The 20,349-nt window shown below is 58.8% G+C and carries 24 protein-coding genes and 1 tRNA gene; 18 read left to right on the top strand and 7 right to left on the bottom strand.

Going from position 1 to position 20,349, the window contains the following annotated elements; translation table 11 throughout:
* The first annotated feature begins 118 nt into the window (after window positions 1-118).
* Entirely contained in the window at window positions 119-979 is an 861-nt protein-coding gene (locus KU306_RS12345) for a 3-hydroxyacyl-CoA dehydrogenase family protein (protein ID WP_007540057.1), read from the top strand.
* Window positions 980-1,000: 21 nt separating this feature from the next.
* Here KU306_RS12345 and KU306_RS12340 read toward each other — a convergent pair whose 3' ends face one another.
* Both KU306_RS12340 and KU306_RS12335 read right to left on the bottom strand, forming a co-directional pair.
* On the bottom strand, window positions 1,001-1,528 hold the full coding sequence (locus tag KU306_RS12340; protein WP_258302102.1) for a hypothetical protein: 528 nt from the start codon (window positions 1,526-1,528) through the stop codon (window positions 1,001-1,003).
* Between the two features lie 88 nt (window positions 1,529-1,616).
* Window positions 1,617-1,832 (bottom strand): hypothetical protein, encoded by a 216-nt coding sequence (locus tag KU306_RS12335; RefSeq protein ID WP_007540053.1) that lies wholly within the window; start codon window positions 1,830-1,832, stop codon window positions 1,617-1,619.
* A gap of 143 nt (window positions 1,833-1,975) precedes the next feature.
* Between KU306_RS12335 and KU306_RS12330 the strand changes: the two genes are divergently transcribed.
* The 4 genes from KU306_RS12330 (at window position 1,976) to KU306_RS12315 (ending at window position 6,180) form a co-directional block, all read left to right on the top strand.
* Complete coding sequence (locus tag KU306_RS12330) at window positions 1,976-2,899, top strand: ABC transporter ATP-binding protein (protein ID WP_258302101.1); 924 nt, start codon at window positions 1,976-1,978, stop codon at window positions 2,897-2,899.
* Window positions 2,896-4,734 (top strand): PrsW family intramembrane metalloprotease, encoded by a 1,839-nt coding sequence (locus tag KU306_RS12325; RefSeq protein WP_258302100.1) that lies wholly within the window; start codon window positions 2,896-2,898, stop codon window positions 4,732-4,734. Before KU306_RS12330 ends, KU306_RS12325 begins: the two co-directional genes overlap by 4 nt.
* A complete protein-coding gene (locus tag KU306_RS12320; protein ID WP_007540048.1) occupies window positions 4,727-5,785 on the top strand; it encodes an ABC transporter permease in 1,059 nt (352 codons plus the stop codon). The genes KU306_RS12325 and KU306_RS12320 overlap by 8 nt, the downstream gene beginning before the upstream one ends.
* Window positions 5,786-5,865: 80 nt before the next feature.
* Window positions 5,866-6,180: a DUF5798 family protein gene (locus KU306_RS12315; RefSeq protein WP_007540047.1), complete on the top strand. Its 315-nt coding sequence runs from the start codon at window positions 5,866-5,868 to the stop codon at window positions 6,178-6,180.
* Window positions 6,181-6,210: 30 nt separating this feature from the next.
* Here KU306_RS12315 and KU306_RS12310 read toward each other — a convergent pair whose 3' ends face one another.
* Window positions 6,211-6,441: a hypothetical protein gene (locus KU306_RS12310; protein WP_258302099.1), complete on the bottom strand. Its 231-nt coding sequence runs from the start codon at window positions 6,439-6,441 to the stop codon at window positions 6,211-6,213.
* Between the two features lie 123 nt (window positions 6,442-6,564).
* Here KU306_RS12310 and KU306_RS12305 point away from each other — a divergent pair, with 123 nt between their 5' ends.
* Window positions 6,565-7,545, top strand: coding sequence for a PLP-dependent cysteine synthase family protein (locus tag KU306_RS12305; protein ID WP_258302098.1), 981 nt, complete (start codon window positions 6,565-6,567; stop codon window positions 7,543-7,545).
* A gap of 36 nt (window positions 7,546-7,581) precedes the next feature.
* On the opposite strand, the gene KU306_RS12300 is transcribed toward KU306_RS12305, so the two are convergent.
* The 3 genes from KU306_RS12300 to KU306_RS12290 form a co-directional block, all read right to left on the bottom strand.
* Window positions 7,582-8,004, bottom strand: coding sequence for a CoA-binding protein (locus tag KU306_RS12300; protein WP_258302097.1), 423 nt, complete (start codon window positions 8,002-8,004; stop codon window positions 7,582-7,584).
* A 90-nt stretch (window positions 8,005-8,094) separates the two neighbouring features.
* Entirely contained in the window at window positions 8,095-8,706 is a 612-nt protein-coding gene (locus KU306_RS12295; RefSeq protein ID WP_258302096.1) for an RAD55 family ATPase, read from the bottom strand.
* A gap of 153 nt (window positions 8,707-8,859) precedes the next feature.
* Complete coding sequence (locus KU306_RS12290; RefSeq protein ID WP_258302095.1) at window positions 8,860-9,714, bottom strand: geranylgeranylglycerol-phosphate geranylgeranyltransferase; 855 nt, start codon at window positions 9,712-9,714, stop codon at window positions 8,860-8,862.
* Between the two features lie 94 nt (window positions 9,715-9,808).
* Between KU306_RS12290 and KU306_RS12285 the strand changes: the two genes are divergently transcribed.
* The 3 genes from KU306_RS12285 (at window position 9,809) to KU306_RS12275 (ending at window position 11,155) form a co-directional block, all read left to right on the top strand.
* Window positions 9,809-9,883 (top strand) — tRNA-Arg (locus KU306_RS12285).
* A gap of 281 nt (window positions 9,884-10,164) precedes the next feature.
* A complete protein-coding gene (locus tag KU306_RS12280; protein WP_258302094.1) occupies window positions 10,165-10,416 on the top strand; it encodes a hypothetical protein in 252 nt (83 codons plus the stop codon).
* 193 nt (window positions 10,417-10,609) lie between these two features.
* Window positions 10,610-11,155 carry a hypothetical protein gene (locus tag KU306_RS12275; protein ID WP_258302093.1) on the top strand — a complete coding sequence of 182 codons (546 nt, stop codon included), beginning with the start codon at window positions 10,610-10,612 and terminating at the stop codon, window positions 11,153-11,155.
* Between the two features lie 7 nt (window positions 11,156-11,162).
* Here KU306_RS12275 and KU306_RS12270 read toward each other — a convergent pair whose 3' ends face one another.
* Window positions 11,163-12,089, bottom strand: coding sequence for a hypothetical protein (locus KU306_RS12270; protein WP_258302092.1), 927 nt, complete (start codon window positions 12,087-12,089; stop codon window positions 11,163-11,165).
* 91 nt (window positions 12,090-12,180) lie between these two features.
* Here KU306_RS12270 and KU306_RS12265 point away from each other — a divergent pair, with 91 nt between their 5' ends.
* The 9 genes from KU306_RS12265 (at window position 12,181) to KU306_RS12225 (ending at window position 20,261) form a co-directional block, all read left to right on the top strand.
* Window positions 12,181-12,630 (top strand): hypothetical protein, encoded by a 450-nt coding sequence (locus KU306_RS12265; RefSeq protein WP_258302091.1) that lies wholly within the window; start codon window positions 12,181-12,183, stop codon window positions 12,628-12,630.
* Window positions 12,631-12,927, top strand: coding sequence for a hypothetical protein (locus KU306_RS12260; protein ID WP_258302090.1), 297 nt, complete (start codon window positions 12,631-12,633; stop codon window positions 12,925-12,927).
* A gap of 361 nt (window positions 12,928-13,288) precedes the next feature.
* Entirely contained in the window at window positions 13,289-13,801 is a 513-nt protein-coding gene (locus KU306_RS12255; RefSeq protein WP_258302089.1) for a hypothetical protein, read from the top strand.
* Between the two features lie 58 nt (window positions 13,802-13,859).
* On the top strand, window positions 13,860-14,243 hold the full coding sequence (locus KU306_RS12250; RefSeq protein ID WP_258302088.1) for a hypothetical protein: 384 nt from the start codon (window positions 13,860-13,862) through the stop codon (window positions 14,241-14,243).
* The gene (locus tag KU306_RS12245) at window positions 14,243-15,673 is read left to right on the top strand and encodes a PKD domain-containing protein (protein ID WP_258302087.1); all 1,431 of its coding nucleotides are present in this window, start codon (window positions 14,243-14,245) and stop codon (window positions 15,671-15,673) included. The genes KU306_RS12250 and KU306_RS12245 overlap by 1 nt, the downstream gene beginning before the upstream one ends.
* Before the next feature lie 47 nt (window positions 15,674-15,720).
* The gene (locus KU306_RS12240) at window positions 15,721-17,316 is read left to right on the top strand and encodes an Env/VP5 family phage fusion protein (protein ID WP_258302086.1); all 1,596 of its coding nucleotides are present in this window, start codon (window positions 15,721-15,723) and stop codon (window positions 17,314-17,316) included.
* Between the two features lie 59 nt (window positions 17,317-17,375).
* Window positions 17,376-18,275, top strand: coding sequence for a DUF8063 family protein (locus KU306_RS12235; RefSeq protein ID WP_258302085.1), 900 nt, complete (start codon window positions 17,376-17,378; stop codon window positions 18,273-18,275).
* Entirely contained in the window at window positions 18,272-19,123 is an 852-nt protein-coding gene (locus KU306_RS12230; protein WP_258302084.1) for a hypothetical protein, read from the top strand. Before KU306_RS12235 ends, KU306_RS12230 begins: the two co-directional genes overlap by 4 nt.
* Window positions 19,113-20,261, top strand: coding sequence for a hypothetical protein (locus tag KU306_RS12225; RefSeq protein ID WP_258302083.1), 1,149 nt, complete (start codon window positions 19,113-19,115; stop codon window positions 20,259-20,261). Before KU306_RS12230 ends, KU306_RS12225 begins: the two co-directional genes overlap by 11 nt.
* Window positions 20,262-20,349: the final 88 nt, after the last annotated feature.

Raw genomic sequence — 20,349 nt, 5'->3', positions numbered from 1 at the left:
ACTTGAGCGTTTCCGTGAAAGTCACACAGTTGTCACAATCGAGTGAACTGAGTAATCGATTGTCACAGTTCTGGATAACTCGGCAAGTTTTACCTTGCGTCCTCGCGGAGTCCAGCGCATGCGCGGCATGAACGATATCGACACGGTTGGAGTCATCGGCGCTGGAACCATGGGCAACGGAATCGCACAGGTCGCGGCGATGTCCGGCTACGACGTGGTTATGCGGGACATCCAGGCGGAGTTCGTCGACCGCGGGCTTTCTGCAATCGACGACAGTCTCTCGCGCTTCGTCTCGAAAGAGAAACTGAGCGAGGACGAGGCCGAAGCGACGAAGGACCGCATCACGGGCACGACGGACCTCGACGCGCTGGCCGACTGCGACCTCGTCGTCGAGGCCGCCGTCGAGAACATGGACGTCAAGCGCGACATCTTCTCGGACCTCGACGACCTGATGCCCGCGGACGTGATTCTCGCGACGAACACCAGCACGCTCTCGATTACGACCATCGCGGCCGCGACAGAGCGCCCCGAGCAGGTCGTCGGTCTTCACTTCATGAACCCCGTTCCCATCATGAAAGGCGTCGAAGTCGTCCGCGGCGAGAAAACCGACCCCGCAGTCGTCGAGTTCGCCCACGAGTTCTCCGAAGAACTCGGCAAAGAGACGTGGGAGTCCGACGACAAGCCCGGATTCGTCACGAACCGCATCCTCATGCCGTGGATTAACGAGGGTATCCGCGCCTACGACGAAGGTGTCGCCTCGAAGGAAGACATCGACCGCGGCATGACCCTCGGCACCAACGTCCCGATGGGGCCGCTCACGCTCGCCGACCACATCGGACTGGACATCTGTCTCGACGCCTCCGAGACGCTCTTCGAGGAACTCGGCGACCGCTACAAGCCCGCGTACCTGCTCAAGCGCAAGGTCGACGCTGGCGACCTCGGCAAGAAGACGGGCAAGGGCTTCTACGAATACGACTGAGGAGGGTACGGCCGACGGCCGCTAGAGTCCACAGCCCATCGTCGTCGAAATCGACGAGTGGTCGATACCCTCGTCGGTCGCGACGAGGCTGAACGCTTTTTCGTTGCAGTCGAACTCCGAGTTAGCTATCTCCGTTTCACCCTCGTGTGTGGGCGTCGAGACTCGAATCCGATAGGTCGCGGGGTCCCGAAGGACGAAGTCGATTCTGGCGTTCGCTGCGAGACTGTGTCGCCCGTCGTACAGCGAGGTCCACGAAAGGAGGTCGCGGCGTTCGACGGAGATACTCATCTCGGCAGCCGACCCTGTCTGGTTGGCGACGACGAGGCCGACTGGCTTCCCCGCGAAGACGTCGTCGGGACCGCGGTGGCCGACGACGTGGGTCGTTACGATATGGGCGTCTTCTTGGACGTTTAGCGGAAGCATTCCCACCCCGTCGAGGTCGGTTTCCCGCAACGGGACCACCGCGGCACGGCCGAGACATCCCGAACTCGCACCCAAAACCGACGCGCCAGCGACGCCAAGAAACGTTCGTCTATCGATGCTGACCATACGCTTGTCTGATAACAACTCGGTGAGTATCTTCTGGTCAGTCGGGACGCAGGTGTGTTCTCTGGTCAGTCGCCGCGCCACCGTCTCGTCAGTCGTCGCGCAACAGTTTCAGCACGCCAGCGCCGACGACACCCGCGACGAGAAACAACCCACCGAGACCGGCGAGCGCGAACGCCAACCCGTTTACGATGTCTGAGCCACCGCCCGCGACGCTGGCCAGTAGCGCCCCGAAGAAGAACATCGCTGCCACGAAACCACCGACGAAGAGGACGAACGCGGGTGTCAGGAAATCGTCGGCGGGCATGACTCTCCATTCGCCGTGGGGGACCGAAACTGTTGTCCCGCGGAGACGACGCGCCTCGGACCTGTTATCCTGCGAAGACGAAGCCTATCAGTTCTGAAATCCCGCGCGAACCCTTTTATCCCGTCCCGCGTGAAGGTCTGGCAATGATAACGGTCGAGAACCTGCGGAAGGCCTACGGCGACTTCCCCGCCGTCGTGGGCAGCGACTTCTCGGTCGAGTCTGGCGAGGTGTTCGGCATCGTCGGTCCCAACGGCGCGGGCAAGACGACGACGCTGAAGATGCTCGCCGGACTCGTCGAACCCACCGACGGCACCGCTTCGGTCCTCGGATTCGACCCCGAAGAGCCGGAGATGCGCCGCCGACTCGGCTTCCTCCCCGAAGAGTCGCCACTCTACGAAGACATGACGCCGCGGTCGTACCTCCGATTTTTCGCCGACTTGTACGACGTGCCGCGCGAAGAGGGAACCAAACGAACCGAGGCCGTCCTCGACAGACTCGACCTCGAATACCGCGACCGCCGCCTCGGCGACATGTCGAAAGGGATGAAGCGAAAGGTCGCTATCGCCCGGTCGCTCGTCAACGACCCCGACTTGCTCATCTACGACGAACCCGCGAGCGGACTGGACCCGCTGACGACGAACGTCGTCTTGGAGTTCGTTCGTGAACTCCGCGACGAGGGGAAAACGGTCGTCTTCAGCGCGCACAACCTCTTTCACGTCGAATCGGTCTGCGACCGCGTGGTCATCATGAACCGCGGGGAGATAATTGCCCGCGGGACGATTCCCGAAATCCGCGCGGAACACGGTGAGACCACCTATCGCGTGTACACCACCGTATCTCTCTCCGCGACGGACCACCACCCGGCGACCGAGCCCGAAGGTGACCAGCACGTCGCCGTCGTCGACGAGATGGCCGACGTGGAAGCCATCCGCGAGGCGGCCGAAGCAGCCGGTGGAAGCGTCGCCGACATTCGAACCGACGAGCCATCGCTGGAGGACATCTTCCTGCAACTCGCTCGCGAAGCACCGACGACGAGCGCGGCAGAAGGGGGTCGCGGCCAGTCGTGACCGACGACACCGGACTGAAGTCCCGTCTCGTCGCGCACACTCGTGCGATAGCCAGAATCGCTCGCTGGGAGGTCACGCGCTCCGCGGGGACGCTCGACCGCCGGACGATTATCCTCGGGCTCATCGCCGTCCTCGTCGCCGGTGGTGTCGCACTCGGGGCTGCTGGCGGTGGTGTTGCAATCGACAAAGACCTCTATCGAGTCGGCGTCGCGTCCGACAGCCCGTACTACGACGCTGTCGAGGAATCGACGGTTCTCGACCCGCGGCCGGTCTCCGACCCGAACGTCGAACTCATCGTCAGCGAGACGCACGTCTCGGTCACTGACACGCCGACCGGGATGGCCGCCTACGAAGCGTTCCGCGACGCGGTGCAAACCTACAACGAGCGCCAGATGCTCCGCGAGTCGAACCAGACTGCGGCGTTTCCAGTCGTCGTGAACCTCCAATATCGAGAGCGCGGGGCACTCGTCCCACCCGGAAGCCGCGTCGATGACGGAAGCGGTGGTGGAAGTGCAAGTGGCGCGGCCGCAACGGGCGACGGCGGCAGTGGCTCATCTGATGGCGACACCGATGGACAAGCAGGCGGCACAGCTGGCTCCTCAGCGGCCAGTGGTGCCGCCGCAGCAGACGACGGGCCGATAGGTGCCCCGGATGTCGGCGGCGCGGGTGGCTTCCTCGGCGGCGACACCAGCGGGTCGCCCGCGAGCATCAGCCCGCCGTTCCCCTTCGCCTCGCTGGTTCTCGCCTTCGCCTTCCTCGTCCCGATGAACTTCGTCATTCAGGCCTACGGGTCGAGCATCCTCAACGAGCGTGTGAACCGCCGCGGTGAACTTCTCCTCGTCGCGCCCGTGACGCCCGGAGACATCGTCGCCGGAAAGACTGCGCCGTACCTCGCTGGAATGGTCGGTCTCACCGTCGCCATCGCGCTCGCAATCGGCGGTGGGCCGGTCTCGGTCGCCGCCGTCGTCCCAATCGGGCTGTTGTTCCTCTCTGCGACCTTCGTCGGCGCGATGTTCGCGCGGTCGTTCAAGGAACTGACCTTCGTCACCGTGACTATCTCGGTGTTCCTGACGACCTACACGTTCGTTCCGGCTATCTTCACGAACGTGACGCCAATCGCGCTCATCTCGCCGCTCACGTTGGTCGTCCGCGACTTGAGTGGAACGGCCGTATCGCTCGGGGACTTCGCGTTCTCCGTCGGCCCGATTCTCCTCGCCGCGCTCGTCTTGTTCCTCCTCGGCACCGGCGTCTACCGCGAGGAAGACATGTTCACCCAGCGCCCCGTCCCGCTGAAGTTCCTCGACGCGCTCGACAGTCGAATCTCTCGCCCACGGTCGGTCGCGACCCTCTCGGCGCTGTCGATTCCGTTCGTCTTCATCGCCGAACTGCTGGTCATCGCCGTCTTGTACGTTCTCCCGGTGGACCTCACGATTCCGCTTGTCCTCCTCGCGGTCGCGGTGGTCGAGGAGTTGGCGAAGAGTCTGCACGTGTACGCCGCCTTCGAGAAGGCACGGTTCGCCCGGACGCTTCGCGTCTCGCTCCTGCTCGGCGCGCTCTCGGGCTTCGGCTTCTTCGTCGGCGAGAAATTCACGGCCATCGTCCAACTCGTTGGTCTCCCTTCGCTCACGCTCGGACAGGCGGCGTTCGCACCGTCTGGTATCGGTGTCGTCGCAGCCACGGGCCTCCTGCTCGCACCGCTTGTCCTGCACGCCGTGACGGCTACGGTGACGGCACTCGGGGCCACGCGTGGACGGTCGGCCTACGCGCTCGCGTTGCTCGGTGCAATCGGCATTCACGTCGTCTACAACCTGCAGGTGGTGAGTTCCCTTGGGTAACCCGCGATTCGACATCGCCCGGCGCGAACTCGGGAGTCTCGGCAAAGAAAAGACAATCGTGCTCGCGCTGGCTATCCAGCTGTTCGTGGCGGCGTTCTCGTCGTTCCTCGTCGTCGGCCTCGTCTCGCTGTACGACCCCGGCGCGTCCAACTACCAAGTCGATGTCGCAGTCACTGGTGGTGACGAGGCGGTCGACGACCTGTTGCACGCGATTGGCACCGAAGACGGGCTCGCCGGACGGTCGTACGCCTCGACCGACGCGGCGATGACCGCCTTCGAAGAACGGCGCGCAGACGCGGTGATAGAGGCCTCGACGGGAGAAGACGGTCGGATACGAGTGCTCGCTATCGCTCCCGACTCCGGCGTCGAAACGACTGCGGTGGTCGTCCGCCTGCGGGACGCACTCCGCGAACTCGAACGGAGCGAGCGCACCGAGCGAAGCGCGTACCTCTCCACGACGCCGCTTTCACTCCCGCCCGCCGGGACGTCGAGCCCGTATTTCAGCTTCACGTACACGGTGCTCGTCCCGCTGCTGTTGTTCCTCCCGGTGTTCATCTCCGGGTCGCTCGTCGTCGACTCGTTGACCGAGGAGATAGAACGCGGGACGCTCGAACTCCTGCGCGTCGCCCCGGTAAGCTTCTCGGCCGTCGTCGACGGGAAGGTCCTCGCCGCCGGTGCCCTCGCACCGATTCAGGGGGTCGCGTGGATGGTCTTGCTCCAACTGAATGGCACCGGCATCGACAACCTCCCGTGGCTGTTCGGGATGGTCGCTGGATTGGCCGCGCTCGTCGTCACCCTCGGCGCGACGGTGGCGCTGACGGCACCCGACCGGAGAATCGCGCAACTGCTCTACTCGCTCGGCGTCCTGCTCGTCTTCGCGGGCACGTCGCTCCTCCCGCTGAACCCCGCGAACACGGCTGCGCGCCTCGCAATCGGCACGGCCGGTGTGGGCGCGCAGGCCGCGGTCACGGGACTCGTCGTGGTTGGCTTCGTCGCGCTCGTCGGACTCCGATTCGTCGTCAGACGCGTCGACCCCAACGAACTCGGCTAAGGCGACTTCGTCGCTGTGTTTTGCGTCTCCTCTCCCGCGGCACCGGAAGTCGTACAAGTCCGGAGTTCGAGAACCGACACATGGCACTCGGAGGAACCGCGAAAAAGCTCCAGAAGGTCGCAGAGATGGCCGAAGACGTCTACAAGAAACTCAACGAACTCCGCGAGCAAATCGTCGAGGTTCGTGAGACGGTCACCGAGACGAAAGACCGCGTGGACCGACTCGAAGCCGAGAACGCGGAACAGCGCGCGATTCTCGAAGCCATCGCCGAAGAGCAGGGTATCGACCTCGACGCCGTCATCGCCGACGCACACATCACCGAAGCGGAGGCGCCCGCAGACGACTCGGCGACCGACACGACCGACGAGGCTGCCGACGCCGACCAGTCCGAGTAGCGCGACGACTCGCTTTTCTCCCCGTTTTCCTCACACGCCGTTCTTGCTGAGCACGTACCACGTCACAGCGGGGGTGATTCCAGCGGCAAGCAGGGTCGTGATGATGACGACGGCCTCTGGTGCCCGGACGACAGCGTCGAAGAACGTCGCTGTGGCCCACACGCCAACCCCGGTCGACAGCCCAGTGAGGACGATACCGAGTTTCTGGTGTTCGAGGTCGGTGTCGAGTTCGTCCCGGACATCCGAGAGGAGACGTTCCATATCTGCTATGGTGTCTACAGAGTAACATTAAATCTACCTCTCGGTGGCGGTGAGGGTGGTCACTTCGCGTCCCCCGACGACGGGATGATAACGTTCAGGACCGGGGGCAACATTTGCCCCAGTATGACCACGCACCGCGAACCCCTCGACTCGGTGCTCGACACCATCGCCGAGACGCCACTCGTCCGGGTTCAGGCATCACCCGACGAAGTACCCGTCTACGCGAAGCTGGAATCGTTCAACCCCGGCGCGAGTGTCAAAGACCGCATCGGGAAGTACATGCTCGAACAGATGCTCGACGACGGGACGCTTCCCGAAGGTGGCACCGTCGTCGAACCGACCGCGGGTAACACCGGCATCGGTATCGCCGTCGCCGCCAACCAACTCGGCATCCGCGCGGTGTTCGTCGTCCCCGAGCGATTCAGCGTCGAGAAGCAGACGCTGATGCGTGCGCTGGGCGCTGACGTCGTCAACACCCCGACCGAAGACGGCATGGGCGGCGCAATCGACCGCGCGCACCAACTCGCCGAGGAACTCGACGACGCGGTGGTTCCACAGCAGTTCTCGAACCCGCTCAATCCCGAAGCGCACTACGAGACCACTGCGCCGGAAATCTACGACGCGCTCGACGACGAGGTCGGGGCGCTCGTCGCTGGCTGCGGGACTGCGGGGACGCTCATGGGGATGGCCCGCTACGGGCGCGAGCGACACGAAGACACGTTCGTCACCGCCGTCGAACCGGTCGGGTCGCTGTACGCGACCCACGAGGGCCGCGACGTCGAAGAAGCCGAGTACAAGACCGAAGGTATCGGGACGCACAACCCCGCGACGAACGAACTGTTCGACCCGGAGCTCGTGGACGAAATCGTCCAAATCGACGACCGCGACACGCACGCGGAGATGCAGCGACTCGCCGCCGAGGAAGGCCACCTCGTCGGGTCGAGCGCCGCCGCGAACTGCCTCGCGGCCGTCGACCTCGCCGAGCGCGCTGCCGCCGGTGAGGTCGACCTTCCGTACGATTCGGTCGTCACTGTCTTCGCCGACTCCTCGGAACGCTACCTCTCGAAAGGCGTCTACGGCGACTTCGAGTCCTGGGAAGGCTGACGCTCGTCACTGGGTCGCTGGACTGTTCCGTCCCACTCAGGCGACGAGCCGGGCGTGTTCGACTTTGTAGCACTTGTTTTGAACGAACGCGAGGCCCGCCTCTTCGGCGCGAGCGGCCGCCTCGTGGTCTGTGATTCCCAACTGAAGCCAGACTGCCGCTACGTCGCCGCGCGTCTGTGCTCGTTCGATGGCCGCGTCGACGATGTCGCCCGCTTCGTCCGACGGCCGGAACACGTTGACGAGGTCGATGTCTTCTTCCACGTCGGCCAGCGAGTCGTACGCTGTCTCGCCGAGAATTTCGTCGTGGAACGGGTTGACTGGAATGACTCGATAGCCGTGGCGTTGCATGTACGCCGGAATCTCGTGGGCGGCCTTGCCCGGCGTGGCCGAACAGCCGACGACCGCAATCGTTTCGAGGTCGAAGAGGTCCTGTAGCGTGTCGCTGCTGGTGCTGGGCATAATTGGTGCTGGGTGTTAGTAGTGAGTCGGTAAAAACGGCGGGCGGCCGTGCGCCGAAGGCGCAGTCGTTCGGCGGTCGCCACCGACTCGTTAGTCGCCTGCGAGGCGAACGTCGGGCTCCGCGTCTTCGTGGGTGGTGATGATACCGTCGAACAGCTGTTTGATGGTGTTCATCGTTCGGTCGTCGTGTGCGTCCGCGTCGATAGCGAACAAGCCGAGGCCGCCGACGCTCTGGATGCGACCGGTGAAGACGTGGAGGAACCGGAAGACGGTCTGCAAGTCGGCGTACATCAGGAGCGTCGAAAGCGAATGCAGCATGATACGGTTCTGTTCGAGACCGCGCTGCTGGTAGTACTCCTGAAGTACCTCCGAGAGTTTGATACCGATACCTGTCATGTCCACGGGCGACGACGTGTACTTGACACGCTCGTCGTCACGCACGTCGCCGACACCTTGCTGTCGCGTGACGCAGTCGACGACCGAGACGGGTTTCCCCTCGTAGTCGATGCGCTTCGCGTAGTCGTTGAGGACGCGGTCGGCACCGTCTTTAGTGGTGACGATGACCGCACCCTCTCCGTTCTCGGTCCCCGCTGCCAAGATGTCGAGTGCGAGGGCTCGCTTGCCGGTCAGCGGCGGTCCACTGATGAGAAGATTCGTTCCCGGTTCGACCTCGGCGTCGAGGTCGGGGCCGAGGTCATACATACGAGCACCTCGGCTGTTCACCGTTCGCTCCGAGGTGGACAATCGAATGACGCTTCCGCTCGCCGGGAGTCATCGGATAATACGACCATACCGTGAGCAAGTAATATTCTTTTTGATTATCCCATCCCGATTTTGGATTTCGATGGGGGTCACTCATACCGAAACACCACCGAGCGCTGCAACCCGGCCGACGATGAATGCGGCAGCAGCCAGAAACATCCCGTGTTTGAGGCGGCGCTGTGCCAGCGTTGGGTCCTGAAACGACCGAATCGTCCCCGCGAGCATCAGCACGTCGGCGGGAACGACCAATCCGAGGTACGCGAGTCCGAACTCGCCGTCGAGATACGGGACCGCGCTCGCGAGGACGGCGACGACGAGAACGACTGTCCCGAACACGAGCGACGGTCGCTCGCCGACGACGATGGGAAGCGTGCGAAGTCCCTCCTCCTTGTCGCCGGCGATGTCCTCGACGTCTTTGACGATTTCACGGGTGAGCGTCGCCAGCGCGGCCAGCACGCTCAGGATGGCTGCACCGAGTGGCTCGCCGATAGCCGCCCCGCCGAAGAGGAACGTCGACCCCGTGAGGGCCGCGACGACGACGTTCCCGACGCCCGGTAGCCCTTTGAAGAACTCAGTGTACCCGAGGAGGGCGACGAGGTTCACGACCGCGATAGCGATAGCGACGAGTGGCAACACGAGCGCCGACACGACCGCGCCGCCGAAGAGCGCGATACTGAACCACTTGGCCTCGTCGGCACTGACTGCGCCGCGCGGAATCGGTCTATCGGGGCGGTTGATGCGGTCGATGTCGCGGTCGAAGTAGTCGTTGACCGCGTTTCCTGCTCCCGTTGCGAACACCGTCGCGAGGATAGCCGCGACGACGACCAGTGTGTCTTCGAGTGTCCCCCCTGCGACGATTGCACCCGTAAACGTGAGCACGCCCGCGGCGATGGCGTTCCCTGGCCGGGTGAGTTCGAGAAAGCCGCGCGCCCGCACTCCCAGAGACATACCCCGTACTGTTCGGTGACTTGGTATAAATCGCGCGGAGTTGTCGCCGCGAATCAATCCATTTAAAATGGTTGGCAACAGACGGAGTATTGTCGGGCGCTTAGCTCAGTCTGGACAGAGTGCTTGGCTTCGGACCAAGTTGCCGTGGGTTCAAATCCTGCAGCGCCCATCCACGAAATAAACGCCGTACATCCACTATACGGCGTACAGACGCTTTTAAGGACACTACCGAAGTACCCTGCGTGCCCATCACGCTACGTGATGCGGGCGCGGTCGTCCCCACTCTGTCGGTCGATTCCACAGAGCCAATATCGGACCTATCTACGATAAAGGCGCTCATTGAGCAATGGGTGTAGTTCTCTCCCGGACTAACTCTCGGGTCGGCTCGCGCGACACTCAGAACAATATCATGTCGTATATGTAGATGCTATTTCGTCGGGGACGGTGAGGATGAGTGACGAAAAAGACCTTGAACAGATACAGTACGAACTTGAACGTGCGCGGCAGCATCTGGAAGCCGCGAATCAAATCGCGGTAGATGGCGAATGGAGTGCCGACGAAACGTACGTCGTCGGGGTTTTGGAGCAGTTTGTCGGAGCCATAAACGACTCCATCCAGCGGCGCTTCGTAGAAGGGCCGTACGAGTACGAACCCACTGGTGAAGTAGAATATCTACTGGGCTACGAGAAGTTGGAGGAGTAAGAGGATGAGAAGTTCACGAGAAGAGCCGAGCGACCGAGTTTGCTAAGAACGGCATCGAAGTGGAGTGCGAATCGACTTTGATGTTCGATGGTCGCTCGACAGTTCAGACTACGCATTTCTCCCTTATTAGTCATTCCCCAAACATATCAGTTTGAGGTAATACCTTTGTGGAGTAGTGTCGAATATATGACTAATGTCGAGTGCGAATCTGACATCGACTGTAGTACCGACTGGAGAACAGTATGCCTCTGCTGTCCGCTATGCCCGTGAACAAGGGCGTTACCGTAATGACGGCGACCTCGGGCGGTCTCATGACGACTGGCTCCTCGACGTGTTCCTCGGGGACCTCGCTGAACACGTCGCTGCGGCGTACCTTGCTGACGACCTCGGCCTCGACGTGCGGCTCGTCTCGGACGCAGAAGACCCGAGCGTAGACCTCGAAGTAGAGGGTGCGTCCATCGACGTGAAGATGCGGAAACGCTGGGAGCGGGAAGACCCCGACCTCATCGTCCGGGCGAAGCGACACCCGAGCGCGGATGCTTACGTTATGGTCGAACTGGAGAAGACGGAGACTGGCTACGCTGCGCACGTCTCGGGTTGGGTGGCTCTCCAAGAGGTCGTCGCCTACGGCGAACCGTTCCTCCCGGGGAGGTCGAAGCACGACAAACTCCTCGTGGACCGCAAGCACCTGCGAGACGTTGATTCACTGCCGGACTTCCTCGACCTGCTCGGTAGGTGACTCAGAATTATTCAATCGTCACCATCGAGTCATCAACCGGGTATGAGACCTTGAACTCCCATTCCTTCTCTGCGCTGTAATCGAACACCTCGTCAATATCCATATCGTGAAACGAGTTCACCTCAATACGTTCCTCCTCGTCCGTGTCGCTTCGCCCTTGGAGTTGCTTCCGCCGTATGTTGACGATTTGGTCGATGAGGAGGTAGTTGATGTAGCAGAACTGGAGGAACAATTCGTAGTCGAAACCACTCATCACTCGATGCAACGTGTGGTAGACCTCACTGTCCTCGCGACCTACTTCCTCCTCCTCAAGATAGACGTGAGTCGTTCCCTCACGTTGGAACATGACTGGCCCTGTCTCCCCCATGAATTCCTTCTCAGGAGCCATCTGGATACGACCACCAGAGGTGGAAAGCCGCATTCCGTGCTTGTACTCGTTGTAGATGTCGTTATCCAAGTACCAGTCACTCATCCGGGCAAGGTACTCTTTGATGAACTCGATAGACTGCTCAATCGTACCTTCGTGTTCCTCCGGCTCCCGCATTCCCGGGTAGAAAATCTGCTTAATATCGTCGTCTTCCCACTCTTTCTCCATAACCACATCGCGCATAAAATCCGCAATCTCACCGACTCGGATATGTTTCATCTCAACCCACGGAAGAATGCTGTTACAGACGCTGATTAGCATAAACAGCGATTCCGTCATATGATAGAAATTGAAGACAATCTCACTCTCGATTGCCTGATGGAATGAGTCAGCAGACTTCTCTTGGAATTCCTCGTCTCCCATCTCCTCCATGAACTCCTCGTGGTTCTCAAGCAGGGTGTCGTACGTCTTGATTTTGTAGAACCAGTGGTCGGCGTCGTATCCTCTCCAGAACTCGTTATTCATCCGTTCTCGGGCTTCCTCAGAAATAAGATAGTGAATGGCCATAGGGCGCACTCTGTCGCTATCTAATATAAATCCCTGTTCGTCGCTCCCGTTTGGGGATACGCCTTTGTGTGCTTACTGACAAGTTATTGATATGAGTGCGAATCCAGTACTCGAAGTAATAGACGTACAGCCAACGGATGTTGAACAGACTCGCGACTACTACGTCGCAGAAGCCCGTTCTGTAGGGGTTGATGATGACTTCGTAGATGACTTCGACGCTGTGTTATCCCACGCTGCGGAATCTCTTCGTCACGCTCCTACGGAGCCGCACGCTCGCTCGTGGGTCCGTCAGATGGAAGGATGGGTTGCCCAGATGTACGCAACCATCCACGACATTCCTGTGCAGGCTGCTTACGCCCACCTTGATGATGCGGGCTATGTCGTCAGCACGTATTGGGGACGGCCCATCGTCAAGTTGGAGGAGATGTACGGCGACGAGGAACTCCAGAAGATAGTCACCGCCGCTGAGAAATCAGAAGAAGAACTCGCCGCCCTCAAAGATTGGGAGCGTGAACAGGGCATCCGCCCCGGTGATGCGTAAATGTTCCTCGATGAGAAGACGTGTCCATGCTGCGGTCTCTCGTTGAGTTTCGCAGAGACCGCCGCCGAGGAATATTGTCGGATGGGGGATGAGTATGTCTACGGCACCTCTGAGGCAACGTACTACTATGCTAAGGCAGACCATCTGGCGTTTTTTGACTACTACTGCTTCGCCTGCGACATCGGATTCCAAGAGCAGGATGTGGATACAGCCCGTCGGCAGATGCGCCTCGGTGAATATAGACCGATGATGGGAACAGGGAAGACGGACATCGCTCTCGGTCTCGCCCAGAACTGAATCCGTCCATAGGACGCCCTATTTTCAATTCCCTCGCTCAGAGGAGCAATCATACCTGTTGAGGAGAACTGTCTTCTCTATCGGCTTGTGAGAGGGCTTATTTTGGATTCGGGGAGATAGTCATCTCCCTCATCTCTCATCGAGGATGGGTTGCGCTGCTACTCGCAGCCCTGCTAACACCGGGTCACTTTGGCTGGCCCAACCCCCCACGCTCTGCGTACCATCTGGGGGTGAGCCTCTATAGAGGGGGTCGGACGGGCGGTCTCCACCATCAGTACCCGTTCGATTCCGTTCCTACTTCGCACGCCTTTCGCACGGGTTCACACGCACACCTTTGCACTTGTAGTGTCAACTATTGTATATGACTGAACTCAAGTGGCAAATCGACCACGACGATGCACGATTCATTGACGCAGTACGGTATTACGGCGGTGAAGCAGCGATGCATGAGATTCGCGGGCGAACGGGGTTGAGTCGGGGGAAGGCCAACCACCGTTTCGACAAGATGGAAGACCTCGGCCTCATCGACGTGACGAAGCAGCCGTACAAGAGCGGTGAAGAGAAGGTCGCTCATCTCACTGGGAAGGCTCGTCGCGAGATAGAGCGTGGGCTCCTTAACGACCTCCAGCGAGGGATGGACGCAGGCGACGTGGACGACCTCATCAGCGAAGTCCGGGGGCTCCGCGACGACCTCCAGCGGGTAGAAACCAAAGTGGACGTACTCAACGAGGCAATCCGCGACCTCGACGACGATGTGGAGTGGTTGGATGAGTATGTCGTAGAGTGGACCGATGAGGCTGAAGGGCAGATTATTGCGATTCGTGACGCCCTCGACGCTGAATTCGACGTTGATGCGCTAGAGTATCGCGATTAATCCTCTTCCTCGGGTTCGGGCAATACATATAGGATTCTAATCATAATCTATCTGATGTATGGGATACAGTAATCTCAACATCAAGCGGACAGGGCTTGCGTTCAATCACGCATTCTTCCTCCTGTTCTCGCTGATTGCATATGGTGTTGTATCGGCTACGATTAATATTGGGGACATCGCTCTCGGAGCGCCAGTAGACGCTCTTAGCGGTCTTCCGCTTGCACTCCCGTTCGTCTGGGCGACGTTCGGTCTCGGGTTCGTCTTCCGTAACCACAAGCGGCTGGACACTATCGCTAAGGTCTGTGCCGGGTCTTTCGTGGTAACGTCACTTCTGGCGTTCATTATCGCGCCCGTCGCAGGGTTTGTCCTCGGAAACGCATTCGTTGGACTCGTCTGCGTCGTGTTCTCGCTCACATCCTACGCTGTAGTGGTGATTCGATAATGACGGGGACACGCTCGAAGGTCCGGTCTATCAGCCTCGCGCTGATGCTTGTTCTCTCTGTGTTTGCAGGCTCGCTGGCCTTCGCAGGCAATGCAGCCGCACACGATACGGAGATGACCATTTTCGGGGATAACCCGGGGAACATCACAGCAGGGTCGAGTTACACGACAAACACCTTCTGGACGATTGACGGCGAATCGCTCGACCGTGTGGATATGAGCGTAATTGCTGGCAGCGGTACTGTCGAACTCAAGACCGTCAATCCTGATGGGAACCAGACGGTGCAGTCTATGACTCTCAACGGGTCTGGGTCGTACTCGATGGATGTCTCCCACGGTTCGATTGACACGTCCAACGAGTACTACCTCGTCTTCTCTGCAGATTCGGACGTACAACTGGATGTTGAGTCCGTGAATGCGTATGCGTACACGAACGGACTGCCGACGGCTGACGCTGGCTCTGACCTGACAGGCGCTGAGGCAGGGCATACAACCGTCGTACTCAATGCCTCTGGCTCCAGCGACCCTGACGGAGACAACTTGACGTATGAATGGGATTTCGGTGATGGTAACACTGCATCCGGGCTTGAGGTCAACCACATCTACGACACTGAAGGCACGTACAATGTGACCCTCACAGTCACTGACGAACACGGTGCGACGGCGACTGACACGATGAACGTCACGGTTGAGAACGGACTGCCGTCGGCAGTCATCTCCCCGGACAACACCATTGATGTCTACGCTGGTGATTCTGTGTCCTTCAACGCATCTGGCTCCAGCGACCCTGATGGCGACAGCCTGACCTATTCGTGGGACTTCGACGCTGATGGCGTGGAAGACGCAACGGGCGTCTCCCCATCCTACACGTTCGACACAGCGGGGACGTATAACGTCACGCTGACTGTGACGGACGCTGACGGTGCGACAGACACGGCGACGACGACGGTCTCCGTTTCGGACCCGCAGACGACCACCGACGACGGTACTTCGGACGACTCAGACAACACGACCACTACGACGGACTCCACAACGACTGAGGAGCCCGCTACCTACGACGTGACCTTCGAGGTTGCGAATAACGGTACTGCGGTCGAGAACGCCTCGGTCGTCGTCACCCAAAACGGTACGGAGGTCGCGAACCTCACGACCGACGCTAACGGTAGCGCAGTCGCATCCCTCGAAGACGGCAACTACTCGTTCACGGTCTCTGCTGACGGCCACTCGGACAAGTCCGGGGATGTCGTCGTTGACGGCGCGGGTAAGACCGTCTCTGTGGACTTCGCGGAGGATGGTGACGGCGGCGTAGTCATCATCGACGGCGGCAGCGGCTCGTCCCTCTCCGGTAGTCAGATGGCGGGTATCGCTGGAATCGTCCTCGCGCTCCTCGCTCTCCTTGGTCTCCTCGCCCTCGCGGGCCGAGACCACTGAGGCGGGCCGACGGAACACATTTAGACTTTCTTACATATTTTTAGGTAATGAGTAGCAACAGCAGACTCAGACAGATTTTGTCACTCGCCATCCTCACGATGGTACTGACAGCAGGTATTGTTCCGGTCTTCTTCGCAGGGCCAGCAGCAGCAGTAGATACGACCGACGGCGACTATATGGGTGTCCTTGATTGTGACCTTGACCCAGTATTCGGCATTGTCCCAGTCTGTGAGGTCGGCGTTGAATATATCGACACGTCCGGTCGCACGGCTGAGCAGGTACACTACGATATGTACTCTATTGCTGTCGATAAGCAGGATACGTGGGAGCGACAGACGAAGGAAGCCAAGTCGCACAGTAACCAGACCTACGGTATCGGGCTTGCAGAAGCCAAGTACACCATTATCAAGGAATTGAACAATGGCTCGTCCAAGGCCGAAGCGAGGTCGGCAGCAGTTGAGCGTGTGAACGAGTTCTACGCTGAGCAGCAGAAGGGTCTATGGTCTACGCAGGCTGCGTCTGCGAAGCAATCTGAGTCCATCACTTTCGCCGTCCAGAACACGACCGGACTCGGGAACGGCATCTTCGTGAACTATCCGCTGTACTACCACACGTATAAGGATAACAAACTGAATGTGACGTGGGAGACTCGGGAAGTCACGCTCTGGGATGGTGAAACCATCAACGTCACCTCAGGGTACACCCGAACGTTCTCTGACGACGGTGTAGTCGGTCAAGACGGGTTCTACTCCTACACCTACTACAACGGCTCTATCAGCACTCCTGACGATGGTTCTGAAGGGATGATGCGGACCGTGGACTTCGGCGTCAACTCTCCGTACAACGGTACAGAGTACGCTATGATACTCGACGCTGCTGAGTACAAGCGAGCCTACGAAGTCCTCAACAACAATCGGCAGACGACGATGAATCAAATCGCCCCGCTCACGGACGACATCTACACGAACTACGAGCCGGGCGACCTTGACCTCAGTGATGTAAAGTCACCCGCTGAACTCGTGCGTACGTCGATTACGGAATATGAGACGACGGGGGATATGGCATACCCGCTTCTCGTCGCTAATGAGATGGGGTACGCTACTAACGTCTCGACTAACTTCGACATCTCTTACAGGCCTGCTGGTGCGACGGAGAGTCAGAGTCTCACGGGCACTATCGCTACCGAGCCCGGAGTATTCCCTAACGATACTATCGAGACAGGAGTTGAGTACGTCACGGCGTCTGCTGGTCAGCCGAGTGCAGGCCAGACTGGAATCGATGGTACGGTCTGGATGTACGTTAAGACAGGCGCAGGTGTCGAACGGACGCTCCTGAATGGGACGTTCACTGTCACAGAGATGCGCGATACGAGTGAAAACGTGACCATCAATTCGACGACGTTCCAGTCCTCCGATTTCGCGACGACAGATGCTGACAATATGCAGCAGCAGATTGACGATACCTATAGCCATCGGGAGAACATCTCGAAGACGGTGAACCACGAGTACGCTATCACTCTCCCCGGTATGGAAGATGGTAACCTCCAGAATATTGGGATGGTTCTCGGTATCGGACTCGTCGTCCTCATCGTCGTCCTCGTTATCATCAACCTCGTCGTGGGCATCGTGAATCCGCTCAAATAAGCGTCTCACGCCCCGTTTTGTCGGAACTCCTTTGCACTATCATATCAAGTATTTAATATATGCATAGAGTATCGCTAATCACCGTTCTCTCTTTGCTTCTGCTGGCTTCCTCGATGGGGATTGCAGCGGCACAGGAGAACGCTACAGACCTTTCTAAGTGTAACCCAGAGTCAGACCAATACCGTGACTGCGTACTGTCTAACACGTCCGTAGAGGACGTGTACGTCTGGCTCAACCAGACGCCGGACAGTCTGTCTGAACATCAGAAGTTCGCATTCTCCGCCTACACCTCTGAAGAGGAATTCAACTCCACTTTCTCGGACGAGACGCTTACTCGTGTTACGGAGTGGAAGAAGTGGGATAACGGGCTCATCAAGCAGCCTGAATGGTTCAGAACGCCCCTGAATGGGACCTCAGCGACAACCCCGGACAACGAGCAGCCCGACCCTGAGCGGGATGCAGATGCGCCCGACACGAAGTGGCGTCAGATTCGGGACGGCCAGTGGATTGTTGAGAAACCTTCCTTCGATGATAATGGGACGGGGACAATCCGAGTTTACAGCGAGTTTGACGGTAGTTTAGCCGTCGTGGACAACATCGATTGTCGTGGGGCTGAGAACGGCTGTAAACCCGATGTGACCAACGTTGATGTCTCTGCTGAGCAAGTTACTGAAATTACTTTCGCAGCATCTACGGCATCAAATGGATACCAAGAAGGGACGCTCAACTCCCTCACGGATTCTGACGGTCACTACGACTTGGCTGTGATGCTGCTGACAGACCAAGCCGACGATAATCCGTGGGACGCTGGCCCATCTAAGTGGGACTATGTGTTTGCATTTGCAGGAGCAATCCTCGGATTTGGACTGTTAGCAGTCGTGCTGACGGCGATTTATATCCATATCAAGAACCGTGAGACGAGTTTCAACGCATATGACAAACTGCACCGACGAACATGATTAGAGATAGATTCACATCAGACGATGAATCGACAGAGGAACAGAAGGAGATGGTCGTCCGTCCGGGGCGACGAACCAAACTAGATGCGGCTGTAGACATCACAATCGCCCTGCTACCCTATTCGTTCATCCTCGGACTGGGATACGTCGGGCTAGGACTACTCGGTCTTGTCCCCCTCCCCACCTTCGGCCTCAAATTAACGGTGATGAACCTCTTGATTGCGTCTGGCGCTATCACAGGATTCCTCACCTTCTCGCTCGCTTCGTATCTAGCCATTGAGTGGCATCGAGATGTAGATTACGTCCACGTCGTTGAATTAGATAAGACGGGTAAGCAAATCGACCAAGAAACAATGACGCCGCAAAGGTGGCGCAAGATGGAAGTCCGCGATGATGCAGGTCGGATGCCTCCGACTCGGAAGACGAAGAGCGGGGATACCGTCTACTTGTGCAAGGAGGTCAACATGGCGAAGAACTACGTGAAACCTGCTGGAGACATCGAGAATGCACCCGTAGACGACCAAATAATCGCCTCCAAGTCGGCTCTTGAGACGTTTGTCACCCTGATGGAGACGAGAGCCCGGAACTACGACAAAGTGCGAGGAAACCTGCCTGCTATTCGTGAGACACTCGCCAGTCGTAACTTGACTGATATGGCGGTATCTATGGAGCAGTCCGAACACGGCGGCGAGCAGGTCGAACACTTGTTTGAGTCCATTGTCAGCGATTATGAAGCAATAGAGTCGGAACGAGACGACCAGTCGGCTGAACAGTTGATGCGGTCTCTCGGTCTCGATGTAAACCAAATGCGGAACACGGAATCATCCGGTGGTGAAAATGAGCAGTGAGATTAACTGGGCCGCATCTGACCTCCGTTCACAACTCCGCAAGCGGTATATCGAGGAGGAGTCTGGTGCAGTCCCCGAAGCAGTCTTAGCCGACCGAGAGCGGCTCGTAGACCTAATGGTCCGTCTGGTTCGGGACTACAACGCAGATGAACATCCCGACCTTCCCGACGACGTGAGAGACTCGGTGATGTTCAAGAAACTCCACGACCGGATGGAATCCCACAGAGGGTATGATGCCGTCCGAACGGGCGACCTGACCACGATGCGCCATATGGCAGGGTCTACTGGAGATGACGGAATCGATATGGCTGACTGGAAGCAATACGAGATTCTCAAGGACCTTTGGCGTCAGGAGCCAGTCTACGATAAGGACTTCACAAATTCAATCTTTCAGGCCATCATCTTCTCGAACAACATCCCACCGACCGGACGTGGGAAGTCGGATTGGATGTACTCGAACATCCAGTTCGGCCTGCTGGAGTACCCAGATGCCCGGGTGATTACCAACAACACATCCGACCCCTTTGAGGATACTCCCGAGCAGTGGGACGACCTTGAACACGAAATCAAGAATCACGATGGGTGGATGATTCTCGGGATTGACGAGGCGGCACAGTTCCTCCAGTACGACGACCAATCCGGCGGGAAGACCATCTCACAGCGGCTTAAACTCCTCCGGCACAACCGCTGCCATATCATACTGGTTGCGCACACAGGAATCGACATTCCCGCTGACATCCGCCGACAAGTGTTCGTGATGAACAAGTTGGACAAGCAGACGGCCCAGTTGGGATACGGTATCAAGCCGATGGCAAACGATGACCGGATGGAGGTCGCCAACGAACTGTACCGTTTCAACACGATACCTGCGACCGACATCAACTACGACGACATCGACGACGAGGGTATCGAAATCAAGTTCGACGGTAGTAGTAGCACTTCCAACGAAGACAGAAATCAACCGACAGCGGAAGAATCGAACGCTGGGGAGAAGCCGAAGACGGACGCCGAACGAAAAGATGTCGTCATCGAGTACCTCACAACAGACCAGTCAATGTCTGATATGGGCGAAAAATACGGTGTAAGCAAGTCTACCGTCTCTGACTGGGTTGAGAAATTCAGTCGTGGAGATGATTGATTACCGTTCGATTCTCACTCCCACTATACTTCGTATAGTGAAGCCCCCGAACGGGGGGCACCCTACACCAATCAATGTGGCAGCCCAG

Origin of the sequence: Haloferax larsenii (assembly GCF_024730625.1) — an archaeon.
GTDB lineage: Archaea > Halobacteriota > Halobacteria > Halobacteriales > Haloferacaceae > Haloferax > Haloferax larsenii.
This window is presented reverse-complemented; position numbering and strand designations above follow the sequence as displayed.